The 13,321-nt window shown below is 40.7% G+C and carries 10 protein-coding genes; 3 read left to right on the top strand and 7 right to left on the bottom strand.

The features are described from left to right. Nucleotides 1-119: 119 nt before the first annotated feature. On the bottom strand, nucleotides 120-1,184 hold the full coding sequence (gene orr / locus HNQ80_RS06775; protein ID WP_184309464.1) for an ornithine racemase Orr: 1,065 nt from the start codon (nucleotides 1,182-1,184) through the stop codon (nucleotides 120-122). A gap of 188 nt (nucleotides 1,185-1,372) precedes the next feature. Further along, nucleotides 1,373-1,915 (bottom strand): flavin reductase family protein, encoded by a 543-nt coding sequence (locus HNQ80_RS06770; protein WP_184309462.1) that lies wholly within the window; start codon nucleotides 1,913-1,915, stop codon nucleotides 1,373-1,375. 259 nt (nucleotides 1,916-2,174) lie between these two features. On the opposite strand from HNQ80_RS06770, the gene HNQ80_RS06765 reads away from it, so the two are divergent. Beyond that, entirely contained in the window at nucleotides 2,175-3,887 is a 1,713-nt protein-coding gene (locus HNQ80_RS06765) for a methyl-accepting chemotaxis protein (protein ID WP_184309459.1), read from the top strand. 36 nt (nucleotides 3,888-3,923) lie between these two features. Here HNQ80_RS06765 and HNQ80_RS06760 read toward each other — a convergent pair whose 3' ends face one another. Then, on the bottom strand, nucleotides 3,924-5,285 hold the full coding sequence (locus HNQ80_RS06760) for an MATE family efflux transporter (RefSeq protein WP_184309457.1): 1,362 nt from the start codon (nucleotides 5,283-5,285) through the stop codon (nucleotides 3,924-3,926). A 304-nt stretch (nucleotides 5,286-5,589) separates the two neighbouring features. On the opposite strand from HNQ80_RS06760, the gene HNQ80_RS26240 reads away from it, so the two are divergent. Together HNQ80_RS26240 and HNQ80_RS06750 are read left to right on the top strand one after the other, a co-directional pair. Next, complete coding sequence (locus HNQ80_RS26240) at nucleotides 5,590-5,814, top strand: glutaredoxin family protein (RefSeq protein WP_184309456.1); 225 nt, start codon at nucleotides 5,590-5,592, stop codon at nucleotides 5,812-5,814. A 120-nt stretch (nucleotides 5,815-5,934) separates the two neighbouring features. Then, nucleotides 5,935-6,828, top strand: a complete 894-nt coding sequence (locus tag HNQ80_RS06750) for a DMT family transporter (RefSeq protein ID WP_184309454.1) — start codon at nucleotides 5,935-5,937, stop codon at nucleotides 6,826-6,828. Between the two features lie 55 nt (nucleotides 6,829-6,883). Here the strand turns inward: HNQ80_RS06750 and HNQ80_RS06745 are convergent, their stop codons facing one another. From HNQ80_RS06745 to ilvD, 4 genes are all read right to left on the bottom strand, one after another. After that, the gene (locus HNQ80_RS06745; protein ID WP_184309452.1) at nucleotides 6,884-8,680 is read right to left on the bottom strand and encodes a methyl-accepting chemotaxis protein; all 1,797 of its coding nucleotides are present in this window, start codon (nucleotides 8,678-8,680) and stop codon (nucleotides 6,884-6,886) included. A 352-nt stretch (nucleotides 8,681-9,032) separates the two neighbouring features. Next, a complete protein-coding gene (locus tag HNQ80_RS06740) occupies nucleotides 9,033-9,953 on the bottom strand; it encodes a branched-chain amino acid transaminase (protein ID WP_184309450.1) in 921 nt (306 codons plus the stop codon). 11 nt (nucleotides 9,954-9,964) lie between these two features. Beyond that, nucleotides 9,965-11,623 (bottom strand): biosynthetic-type acetolactate synthase large subunit, encoded by a 1,659-nt coding sequence (gene ilvB, locus HNQ80_RS06735; RefSeq protein ID WP_184309448.1) that lies wholly within the window; start codon nucleotides 11,621-11,623, stop codon nucleotides 9,965-9,967. 29 nt (nucleotides 11,624-11,652) lie between these two features. After that, entirely contained in the window at nucleotides 11,653-13,317 is a 1,665-nt protein-coding gene (ilvD, locus tag HNQ80_RS06730) for a dihydroxy-acid dehydratase (RefSeq protein ID WP_184309446.1), read from the bottom strand. Nucleotides 13,318-13,321 lie beyond the last annotated feature (4 nt).

Here is a 13,321-nt window from a genome sequence, read left to right as displayed (position 1 = left end):
CCTCCTTCTTTCTTAATGATAGTTTTACCATTCTGCTATATATTTCATCCCTGATCGGACTCCATTTCTTTCAAATATATGAGCAAAGACCTTGGTTTCCCAAGGTCCAATTATTTTCTTTATATAATAATCTCTTTCATCACATAATCCGAGGTCATGACTGCCAGCAATGCTCCATAATTCATTTTTAACTCCATAATATCGCCAACATGATAACTCGTCTTCGAGTCGTGGATGTCCAGGATGAGATGGTCGCTGCTTGCACCTAAAATCGTAACTTTTTCATCTTTTGGTGTAATCCCCTCTAAACGCACGTCTTGTCTTCCAAGGGCCACGATGGCTCTCTTTCTTATTCCTCGATCTATAAATTCAGGGATATTACCAAAAGCATCTATGCCTCGCTTTCCAATAGGTACAGAGGGTTTATTTTTAATTTCAACGATCTCTCCATATAGACGAAAAGCATCATCGTAGAGTCCCTCGATGACTTGATCGTACACATCTTCCTTTGCCAGCACAAAGGGATAACCAATTCTTAGATGATTGATACCCTCGGGCATCTGATCTTCCCAGATCAAATGAAGACTGTTGGAATTTCCCCCAGATAGATAGGGTATAGAAATACCATACTTTTTTTCTAGACCTTGCTTCATGGCGATCAACTTCTCCAAAGTATGTCTTTCTGGTATAATTCCCCCGTAGCATCCGAAATTCGCGCCCAAGCCTACCAATTGAATGCCTTTCATCATAAGGACTTTTTCCACCACGGACTCTACCTCATCCTCCCATAAGCCCTCTCTCAAATCTCCCAGGTCTACCATGAGCATAACCTGATGAACTTTGTTTCTTTTTAAAGCTTCTTCAGATATTCGATCCATCACCTCAAGTTCAGAATTGATGCTGATGTCTACATGTTCCACCAATTCTTCGATTTCACTCATCATGGGTATTCGAATCAACATCTTATGGGCTTCAAGTCCTTCGAGTCTCTTTATATTACTAATCCGTGAATCAGCTAACATCGTGACCCCTGCTTCCACCAATACCCTGGCGATTTCTGGATGTCCTCGGAAAACCTTGGTTACTGCTGCAATCTCTATTCCCTTTTTTCGGCACATTTCTACCAAAGTCTTTCCATTATGATATATTTTCGGCAGATTTATCTCCAATTTTGGATATGTCATGTTGCTCCCCCCTTCATCCAATGTCATGTCCAGATATTCATTTATTTTCGTATAATTATACCCTATCTGAAAGAGTTTTTAAATGATAATTCAAATCCTAGGAGAAAAAGGTTCCTAGAATAAAATAATTGTTTTGAATATTTATTCCAATATATACACTTGCTTTTTAAAAGATAGGTCTACTGATTCTATTTCGTCAAATTCTCTGAAAAGTCACCATACATATCAATGATTTCTCCAAAATATAGGGTATGATAGGTTCTCTCTGGGACATCCGTCTGATAATGGGCTTTTACAATCTCTGGGTCAACCAATGTAGGATTCATTTCACTTTTCATCACAATCTTACATTCGATATTCAAGAAGGCCTCTTCTATGATGGGTGTCACCACTGCCTTTGACTCCCCTGGCGTTAGCCCAGTTTCTTTAAATTTATCAAAGTCTCTTCCTGATTTACTTCCACAGAACCCCATAGCCTTATTATAAGTCCTATCAAAAAAGTTTACTGTGAAACTCTCACTTTCTTCCAACAGCTTGTATGTGTATCTGGAATCTCGAACCAGCACAACAAATATGGGTTTATTCCATGCATACATGATGCTTCCCCAGGCGATGGTCATGGGATTTGGTTTTCCATCTTTCCCCTGAGCCACCAGCAATGCCCGCCCTTCCTTCAATACTTCCATTATTTCTTTCCCATAGTCAGGAAAATCAATCTTTCTTTTTGTCATGGTACTATACCCCTCTCTCATTTTTCGATCATCAAAATGTTCTATAGGATAATCATATCATTTCTTTACCCATTTATGAATGGAATCATACAATCTCTTCTTTATGTTTTAAAGACAATAACTGACCTTTTCCATCGTTATATCTAACACTTATTGCATACTTATGAAAATTATTGTTGTAATTTGTCTTCAGAATAGTTATAATCGTATTTATATTCAAAAAATTAAAACTTTATCCTATTGAAGGGAGGCATTATGTATGAAATGGTATTTAAACTTGAAAACGGGAACCAAAATCATCTCAGGCTTTCTAATCCTATCTATCTTAATTGGTGCTGTAGGTTTTATAGGAATTATCGATATGAAACGTATCAATCAAGGAACGAAAACGATGTATTATGATCGATTGATTCCCATTCAAATACTGGGAGATATCCAAAATAACGTTACATCCGTTCGCATGCACTTATACAGCTTACTAACGCATGAAAATAAAACAGCTGTTTCCGAGATTAAGAATATCATTGGTCCATTAAAATCTGAGAACGATGCGTTGCTCAAAAAATATGCTTCCACGGAATTAACACCAGAAGAGGAGCAGCTACTACAGGAATTCCAAGGAGATTTAACTCAATACAGCTATGCACAGAATAAATATTTAGCTCTGGTGGAGAACCATAACATGAGTGGTGCCGTTCTCGCCTTTGATAGTATTAAAAAGTCAGCTGATAAACTCCAAGAATCTTTAGACCGCCTCGTATCCCTAAACGAACAAATTGCTGAGCAAATTCATTCCAGTAGTGATGACTTATATAAAAATACTTTAATGTTTATGTCTATCATCATTCTTAGTGCCATTCTCGTCGCCGTGTTCTTGGGAGTTTTACTGACCAAGATCATTACTCAACCTTTAAAGCAAGGTTTGCAGTTTGCTGAACAGCTTGGCGATGGTGATCTAACTCAGCAAATAGAGATAGACCGTCAAGATGAAATCGGACTATTGATCAGAGCACTCAATAAATCTGTCATCAATACCCAACATCTTATCCGAGAAATTGTGAATAATTCATCAGAATTGAGCGCTTCCAGTGAAGAATTATCTGCTACCGTCGAAGAGGTATTGGCCCAAATGCAACATGTTGATACAGCAACGGAAGGCATTTCTAAAGGCACTGAAGATGCCAGCGCTGCTCTTGAACAGGTCAATGCATCCTCTCAAACGGTTACACTTACTGCCAATAGTCTGGTACAAAAGGCTAGAGAGGGAAATCAGTCTGCCATAGAAATTCAAAAGAGAGCTGAGTTTATGAAATTAGAGGCAGAACAATCCAGGGAAGCTGCAGAAAGTATTTATCAAGAAAAACAGCGTAAAATTCTAGATGCCATTGAGGCAGGTAAGGTAGTAAAAGAAATCGAGATGATGACTCAAGGTATATCAGCTATTTCAGAGCAAATCAATCTTTTGTCACTCAATGCCGCTATTGAAGCTGCCCGGGCCGGGGAGCATGGAAGAGGCTTCGCAGTAGTAGCTGAGGAAGTAAGAAAACTGGCAGATGAATCTTCTAAAACTGTCACCAGTATCCAGCCCGTGATCCAACAAGTACATAAGGCCTTTGCAAACTTATCTAACAATGCCAATGAATTATTACGCTTCATCGATGAAAAAGTATCTCATGATTACGATACCCTTGTAAAAACAGGGATTCAATACAAAAAAGATGCGGAATTCATCCATGGACTCATTCAGGATTTCAATATGAATATTGAAAACATCGACCACATCACCCAGCAGGTAGACGCTGCTATAGAATCTGTTTCAGCAACTTCAGAGGAAACCATGGCGGCCTCCCAAGAGATATCCAGTAATATCTCTCAGGCTGTCGATGCCTTGGAAGAAGTGGCCAAGGTATCTCAAGTACAAGCAGAGCTAGCGGAAAAGTTAAATCAAATGGTACAGAAATTCAAAATTTAGAACATATGGAAAGGGCGCTCAAAGTTTGAGCGCCCTCTACATATGTTCTACTACATTTCTTACCCATTTCTTGGATAATACCCTTGGAAAGCCTAAAAAAGCTTTGATGAGTTCCTCTATGGAAATTAAGCCATACACCCAATATACGGGAAGCTTCCAAACAAGGGCGCCGATAAAGGCCAATGGAACACCCACAAGCCAAACGCTGCCCATTTCCAAATATAAAGAAAATTTTGTATCTCCACCACTACGGAAAACACCTATGATCAGTATGGTATTGAAAATTCGAATCGCCATGGTAACGCCCATGATCATCAAGATCCAATAGGCACTTTCATGAACACGCTGTGAAACATTAAAGAATTGTAGAATATATGGTGAAACCAGAGCTAAAAATCCACCAATAGCGGCACCCAATAGGGTACCTAACAGAATAAAGGTATTCCCATAGGTGATCGCTTTTTCCTTGTGTCCAGCACCAATTTCATTGCCCAACATCACAGCACAGGAGTTACCCAGCCCCATAGCTACCACCATAAAAATATTTTGAATCGTATTGGCAATCTGAATGGATGCAACAGCATCTGTACTGATTCTGGCATAAACGACAGAGTACATGGTCATTCCCAATGCCCAAAACCCTTCATTTAAGATTACAGGAATTGCCGTTTGGTAAACACGCTTCACAAAGTCAAATTCAAAATCCAACAGTTCACCAATCTTGCCTGCCAGGACATCTCCCTGTTTATAGATGATGCTTAGTAGAAGAATCAACTCTACACTACGGGCAATGACCGTGGCAAGGGCAGCACCTCGAACCCCCATTTCCGGAAATCCTAAGTTTCCAAAAATCAATAGATAATTCAATAAAGTATTGGTCAACAAGGATACGGCGCTCACCACCATGGGCAGCTTAGCTTGACCAATGCTTCTGGATGCAAAGGCATAGGCAAAGCTGATAGTAGTAATTAAATAGCTAAAGGAAATGATTTTTAAATACTGACTGCCTAAATCAATTACCAAAGAATCTATGGTGAAAAGTCTTAAAACAAACTGAGGTACAAAAAAGGCAATACAGGCAAACACCAAGCTAAGAGAACCTCCCGATACCAAAGCAAGTCCCAACACGCGGCGGATGTTGGCAATATCTTTCTTTCCCCAAAATTGGGCAGTAAAAATGGCACAACCGCTATTGATTCCAAACATCAATAAAATGAATAAGAAAAACAGCTGATTTGCCAAACCTACAGCTGCAATCTGTGTTTCACCAAGTTTTCCTATCATCACCGTATCAACCATGTTCAAGGAGGATGAAATCAGGTTTTGGAGGGCTATTGGCAGTGCGATAGCCAACATGGTTCTATAAAAATTCCGATCTTTCAAATGCATCTGCTTCATATTCTTTCTCCTGTCTTATTAAATCTGCTATCTATTATACGAAGTGTATCCATTAAAGTTTCTCTACTCGTAAAAAAATCCTTTTATATGAATGAATAGACTTCATGATATCCATTTGTTTGTTTTTATTTTCTACACTTGCTTTCTACATTATAAATTCGAAAAGCTACATCATTATATCAGTATTTCCCTCGATTTTCAAATGAATTCCCTTCAATTAGAAGGATAACGGCTACAATTATAGAAATACTAGATATACAAGGATTTTCTTTATGATTCAAACTATAAAATGGAGGTATTTTATATGAAAAAGGTTACAGTATTCACCACAAAAACATGACCCCACTGTGTAACAGCGAAGGAGTATCTTTCGCAGAAGGGTATCAGCTACGAAGAAATAAATGTTTCAACCGATGCTGCTGGTCGTAAGGAATTGATGCAGAAAGGAATTATGGCTGTACCCGTTATTAAAGTTGACGAAGAATATGTGGTAGGCTTTGATCAAGAAAGACTAGATACCATTCTATAGGGCATCTGTCTAAACATTTGTAGGGAGTAGAAATTTCTGCTCTCTACTTTTCCTTAGATCATACCACCCTTCATTTCATAGTAAAGAGCCTGTATTTATAATATAAGGGGGACATTCCATATGTTTAAAAAAAATAAAAATCTCTATGCAGACTTATCCCTACTTTTAGTAGCCTTAATATGGGGTAGTGGTTTTGTGGCAACAAAACATGCCCTAAATACCATTACGCCCTATTACATGATGACATTTCGATTTACCATCGCATGTCTATTGATGGCCATCGTTTTCTATAAACGGCTGAAATCTGCTAAATTTCAAGATTTTAAAGCTGGAACCGTCATTGGTCTCTTTTTATTTGTTGCCTTCGCTGCTCAAACCGTTGGATTACAGTATACAACAGCAGGAAAGCAGGCATTTTTAACAGGCACCAACGTGGTGATTGTACCTTTCTTATACTGGATCGTGAAAAAGAATCGCCCTGATAAATATAACCTCACCGCTGCCTTTCTTTGCTTTTGTGGCATAGGCCTTCTTACCTTGAGTGAAAGTCTGTCTATTAATTTAGGAGATCTCCTCACCTTGGTTTGTGCATTCTTTTTCGCCTGTCATATCGTTTCTATTGGGTATTTTGCAGAACATCATGACCCCATCGTATTAACCATCGTCCAACTGGGAATATCTGCTGTCCTGTCCTTTGCTGCTTCCTTGCTGCTTGAAACAGCACCTCAAAATGTACCTACAGATACGATATTAGCTGTACTATACCTCGGGGTATTCAGCACTTTGGTTGCCTTCTTGATTCAAAATGTGGCTCAGAAATATACCACACCTACCCATGCGGCCATCATTTTAAGCCTTGAATCGGTATTTGGCACTATTCTTTCTACCATCCTTTTAAAGGAGCTCTTTACAGTGAAAATGTTTTTCGGTTGTGTAATTATCTTTGTTGCCATCCTCACAGCCGAAACAAAGTGGGAATTCCTAAAAATGAAGAAAGTTAGAGAAAACAGTTAAACCTTGATATGACGTGAAACCACGTCATATCAAGGTTTTTAATTAGACAATATATCTACAATTTAAAAATACAAATCTTATCCTCCAATGTTTTTGACAACTGCTTAAGATTTTCAGCCATCTCTGCAATTTCCTCCAAGGTGGCTGTCTGTTCCTCTACCGATGCAGATACTTCTTGGGAAGATGCCGATGATTGCTGCGTAACAGAAGCAATGTTCTCAATCGATGCCATAACGCTTTCCTTGTACTGCTCTACTTTATTTGCGCTGTCCACCAGATTTTCCATTTGCTTTGTAATTTGGAATAACGCATTTGATGTCTCTTCAAAGGCCTTTTCCACTTCGGCAGTTGCTTCATCTGCCTTGTCCACAATAACCCTCGTTTGATCCATGCTTTGACTTGCTGTCTCGATCTCTTTTTGTATCTCTGAGGTAATATTCTTTATCTGGTCCGTAGACTGAGCTGTTTGCTCTGCTAGCTTTTTTATTTCCCCTGCAACCACAGCAAAGCCTCTTCCAACTTCTCCAGCTCTGGCTGCTTCAATCGCTGCATTGAGGGCAAGCAGATTTGTCTGGTCAGCAATCGCTTGAATCACACCCACGATTTCTCCAATAGAACTAGATTTCTGGGCAAGATTATTTACATTTCCAGCAACTTCAGCTGTCATCTGATTATTCAGTTTAAAACTATGCTGCAGACTTTTCACAGTGGCTGCAGATCGATTGGTAATTTCATTTGTTTGGTCAAGATGGCTGCTGATAAAGATCGTGCTCTGAATCATTTCGTTGATTCGTTTATTCAATTCTTCCAGTTTGGATAAGCTTTCGCTGGTTTCTGCCGCTTGGTTTGTGGAGCCATTAGCCAATTCTTCTATTGCTCTGGCCACTTCATCAATGGATAATGCCGTCTCATTTGTATTGGTAGAGAGATTATTGGCATTGGTTAATAGTGTTTGTGATTGTTTCCGAATATCTCCTATCATCGCTCTTAAAGCCTGTCTCATATTGAGCATTTCTTTTGCCATTGTTCCTGTTTCATCTACGTTCTTTTTCAAACCCTCAAAGGATTGATCATGGTATAAATCAAAACTTGCCGTTTTCTCAATCAGTTTAGTCAATCGAATAATTGGATCTGAAATTCTCTTTCCCATAAAAAAAGCTATAATTGCTGTAATCAGCAGAAGAATTAGAGCTACCATAAATGTCATATAGATACTCTTGCTCCTGTATTCTTCTAAAATGGTTTCTTTTTCTTTTACAATCTGGTCAATATCGTCTATGTAAGCCCCTGTACCAATAACCCACCCAAAGGGCTTAAATTGTAAGCTATATCCCCGTTTAGGCAAAGGCTCTGTCTGCCCAGCCTTTGGAAACCAATAATCGGTATAGCCCCCACCTTCCTTCTGCCCATTGGCAATAATCTCTTTGATAAAAAATACTCCATTGGCATCCTGACTCTCTATTCTGCTCTTTCCTTCAGCATCGACCTTTCCAAGAAGGACAACGTTTACCCCCTCTACTGTATCAATCCAAAAATAACCGCTATTGTCTTCCCCATATCTTAGCTCTCTGATTAAATCTGCACCAAGCTGTTTTGCTTCATCCAGGGTAATTTCTCCACGCTCAGCTTTCTTGTATAATTCATCTAGTAAACTGACTACAATCTCTACCTCGGATTTGATCATTCGGTCAAAGTCTTCCCGAAGCTGACGATCCAGCTGTTCTCCAGCATGGTTTCCCATCTGTTTCATCATATAGGAGGACGTAAACGTTAACGCCAAGGTTAAAACGATACTTACACAGATCAATGTTGTTAAAATTTTAGTCCTTATACCCATTTTCGCTTTTTTCAAATGGCTCAGCCTCCTTTTGTTGTATGTTTATGCAAATACTATCTCGTAAGATCATATTAGAATATGATTCGACACAATTCATCATTTTCCTTTTTTCTTATTGATAATTTTCAAAAAATTTTGATAATTTTTCCGGCTATACCAACTATTTCTGGAACAAAGTTGCCTATCGGCACTTTGTTTTCGCTAGGAAACCCTAGGTTTCCTTCGACGGCTGCAAAGCAGCTTCCTGAGGACCTTCCTTAATGCGGCAAAGGGGGAAAATCCCCTCTGCACACCCCATATCTAGGAAATTGAAGCCCGTAATTTCATAGATATCAAAAAAAGAGAGACCATTGTCTCTCTCAAAAACCTATTTTTCATATACCGGCGTGCAGTAATGAGCATATTTGGGGTTCTTTCCCAAGGCTACATCAAAGAAAAGCTCTTTGATTTTCTTGCACACCTCCCCGGATTGACCATCGGCAATTTTCCTGTTGTCTACCTCCACCACAGCTGTTACTTCCATGGCCGTTCCGCTGAAGAATACTTCCTGAGCACTATAAAGCTCTGTTCTCCCTACACTTCTTTCCACCACTTCCATCCCCAATTCTTCCTTTGCCAGGGTCATCACTGTATCCCTCGTAATCCCTTCCAAAATATCATCGGCTGGAGATGGGGTTACCAACTTACCCTTCTTTACTAAAAATATATTTTCACCAGGGCCTTCACAAACATAGCCATCCTTTGTTAATAGAATCGCTTCATCATAACCGTTTTGTAAAGCCTCCAAGGATGCCAGGGCCGAGTTTAAATAGGCAGCAGTCGCTTTTGTTCTCGGTGGCAGCATGGTATCTGAAATTCTTCTCCATGAGGATATGGCAGCCCGGAACGCATCTTTACCAGCGAATTTCCCCATGGGTTGACAGTAGATCAGTACACGATTATCATCATCAAATAGGGTTGGGAATAAATGATCCGATCCTTTAAATGCCACCGGACGAATGTATACAGTTGTTTTAAAATTATTTTTTCTGAGAAGTTCTACGGTCCACTGACATAGCTCCTCCACTGTATATGGTAAATTCATATACAATGCCTTGCATGATTCCTGAAGTCTTTCGAAATGTTCTTTCAATCGAAATACATACAACTGCTGAGCTTCTTCATCCCAATAGGCACGAATACCTTCAAAGCATCCTAAGCCATAATTAAAGGCTTTACTTCTTATACTTATCTGAACTTCGCTTTCCTTCACGATCTTTCCCTGATAAAAAACATATGTGTCTTGCATTTTTTCTCCTCCTATGATTCCATAATATATTGATGAATCGGTTGCCCTGGGGGAACGATGGGGTATACATTTTCATCCTGATGAAGCATACATTCAATAATCATCCCTTTCCCATCCTCCAAGGCCTCCTCCAGTGCAGATTCAAATTCCTTTATATTGTCTACTTTCCTACCCCTTAATCCATAGGCCTCTACCAGCTTCATATAATCAACATCGTCTTGGATATCTGTTTCAGAGTATCTGCTGCTGTGGAAAAGATGCTGCCATTGGCGTACCATACCAAGGGATTGATTGTTAAACAATAGGGTAATAATAGGCAGTTTATAGGTAGCAACAGTGGCAAGCTCATTACAGTTCATCCGGAAACTTCCATCCCCTGCTATGTGTAGTATTCTTCGATCTGGATTGGCAATTTGAGCCCCGATGGCAGCACCTAATCCAAAGCCCATCGTTCCCAAGCCCCCGGAAGTAATAAATGTCCTAGGTGTCTCAAACTTCCAGTGCTGCGCCGTCCACATTTGATGCTGTCCTACCTCCGTTGTCACAATAGCATTTCCTTTGAGCTTTTCCCAAGCACAGTCCAGGATCTCCTTTGGATGCATTTTCTGATCATCTGATTGAAATGGGTGTCGCCAACAATCAATCTCCCTATGCCAATCCTTCCTGTCCTTTTTGATTACATGGTCTGTCAGATAAAAAAGTATTTCTCCCACATCCCCCAATATGGCCATCTCTACAGCTTTGTTTTTTCCTATTTCGCCCCGGTCAATGTCTATGTGCATCAGCTTTGCCTTAGGCGCAAAGGCGTTCACTGCCCCAATCACACGATCACTAAATCGAGTGCCCACAGCAATCACAAGATCGCTATTGGTCACCGCCATATTTGATTCTGGTAGGCCATGCATGCCTACCAGCCCTAGAGACAATGAATTGGTTCTAGGAAAATTACCTAACCCCATCAGTGTATTGACTACCGGGATATCTCCTTTCACAGCTAGTTGATACAATTGGGACACTGCATTGGAATAGCTTACCCCACCTCCTGCATAAATCACAGGGCGCTGAGCGCTATTAATGAGCTTTGCAGCTTCTATACAAGACTTTGTATCTAGCAGTTCCCCCACTGGTTGCTTTCCTAATTTCTCTTGTTTTTCATAATATCCTTTTGCCATCAAAGCATCCTTGGTAATATCTACCAATACAGGTCCCGGTCGGCCAGAAGCCGCGATGACAAATGCCTCCCGAACCGCACCTGCAATTTTATTCACATCCTTTATACAATAACTGTGCTTTGTAATGGGCAAGGTAATCCCTGTGATATCTACTTCCTGGAAAGAGTCTTTCCCCAGTAACCCAGAGGCTACCTGTCCGGTGATCACCACCAAAGGAATAGAGTCCATGTAGGCCGTGGCAATGCCCGTTACTGTATTGGTAGCTCCTGGTCCAGAGGTGGCGATACAAACACCCACTTTTCCACTTGATCTGGCATATCCATCGGCTGCATGGGCGGCCCCCTGTTCATGGCTCGTTCTTACATGTAAAAAATGATCTTTGTTATCATAAAGGGCATCATATAATGGGATGACTGCGCCTCCCGGGTATCCAAAAATTGTATCTACACCCTGTTCCTTTAGACATTCCAATACGATATGTGCACCGCTTAACTTCATGTTAAAGCCTCCTTCCCCACTTCAATGCTTTATTCTTTGCTTCTACAGATGGCACCTTCAGCCCCAGAACTTACAAGTCCTTTATACTTCCCTAGATAACCCTTTTGCTGCTTCACCATGGGCTTCCAATTACGTTGTCTTTCTTTCAGCACCTCATTGGATACCAACACATTTAATTTCTTGTTAGGAATATCAATCTCAATTTGATCTCCTTCTTCAACCAAACCAATAGGACCACCTTCATAGGCTTCTGGAGAAACATGGCCAATGGATGCACCCCTTGTAGCTCCAGAAAATCTTCCATCAGTAATTAACGCCACTGACTTATCTAATCCCATGCCCGCTAAAGCGGATGTAGGGGTTAACATTTCCTGCATACCTGGGCCGCCTTTTGGTCCTTCATATCGGATGACGATCACGTCCCCATGATTGATCTGGCCATTTAAGATGGCCGCTGAAGCTTCATTTTCTTCATTGAACACCCTTGCTTTGCCTTGATGCTGCATCATGGCTTCATCTACAGCTGATTTTTTGACCACAGCCCCTTCCGGCGCCAGATTTCCTTTTAGGATGGCAATACCACCCGTAGGACTATAAGGATCGTCTATTGGACGAATTACATCTTTTCTTCTTACTAGGTGTCCCTTCACCAGCTCTCCCACAGTTTTTCCTGATACTGTTAAGACTTCGCGATGAAGGAGATCCTTTTTATCCAATTCATTCATCACAGCTAGAACGCCTCCAGCTTCATATAAATCCTCCATATAATGGCTGCCTGCTGGGCTTAACCTGCAGAGATTCGGTGTTGCATCACTAAGGGCGTTAATCTGATCCAAATCCACCGCTACCTCTGCTTCATGGGCGATGGCTGTAAGATGAAGCACAGTATTGGAAGAGCATCCCAATGCCATATCTACCACCAAGGCATTTCGAATGCCTTCTTCATTCATGATATCCCTTGGAAGTATCTGCTTTTCTACCAGTTCCATTACCTTCATACCCGATTCTTTTGCCAGCCTTAACCTTTCTGCATATACCGCTGGTATAGTTCCATTGCCAGATAGGGCTAAGCCTAGGGCTTCTGTCATACAGTTCATAGAATTTGCTGTGAACATTCCGGCACAGGAGCCGCAACCTGGACAAGCATGCTCTTCCAGTTGGTGCAATTCCTCTTCTGTCATTTTTCCTGCCTTCACCGCCCCTACAGCCTCAAACACGGTACTAACATCCACCTTTTTACCATTTACACGACCTGTCAGCATCGGTCCACCGCTTACAACAACGGCTGGTATATTGAGTCTTGCAGCCGCCATCAGCATACCAGGTACCACCTTGTCACAATTGGGAATCAATACGATACCATCAAATCCGTGGGCCTTTACCATAATCTCTATACTGTCTGCTACAATTTCCCTGCTGGCTAAAGAGTATTTCATTCCTACATGATTCATAGCAATACCATCACATACTGCTATGGTTGGAAATTCAAAAGGCACGCCTCCTGCCATCATGACACCACGTTTCGCAGCCTCAGCAACTTCTTTTAAATGCTTGTGTCCAGGTACAATTTCATTATATGCATTGACGATGCCTATAAAAGGCCTTCTCATTTCTTCATCTGTTAATCCTAAGGCTTTTAGAAGAGAACGATGAGGTGCTTTTTCAACACCTTCTTTTACACTTTTGCTTCTCATAAAT

The organism is Anaerosolibacter carboniphilus, from assembly GCF_014205875.1.
Taxonomy (GTDB): Bacteria; Bacillota; Clostridia; order Peptostreptococcales; family Thermotaleaceae; genus Anaerosolibacter; species Anaerosolibacter carboniphilus.
Note: the sequence above shows the minus strand (reverse complement) of the source record. Positions and strands in the feature narration are given on the sequence as shown.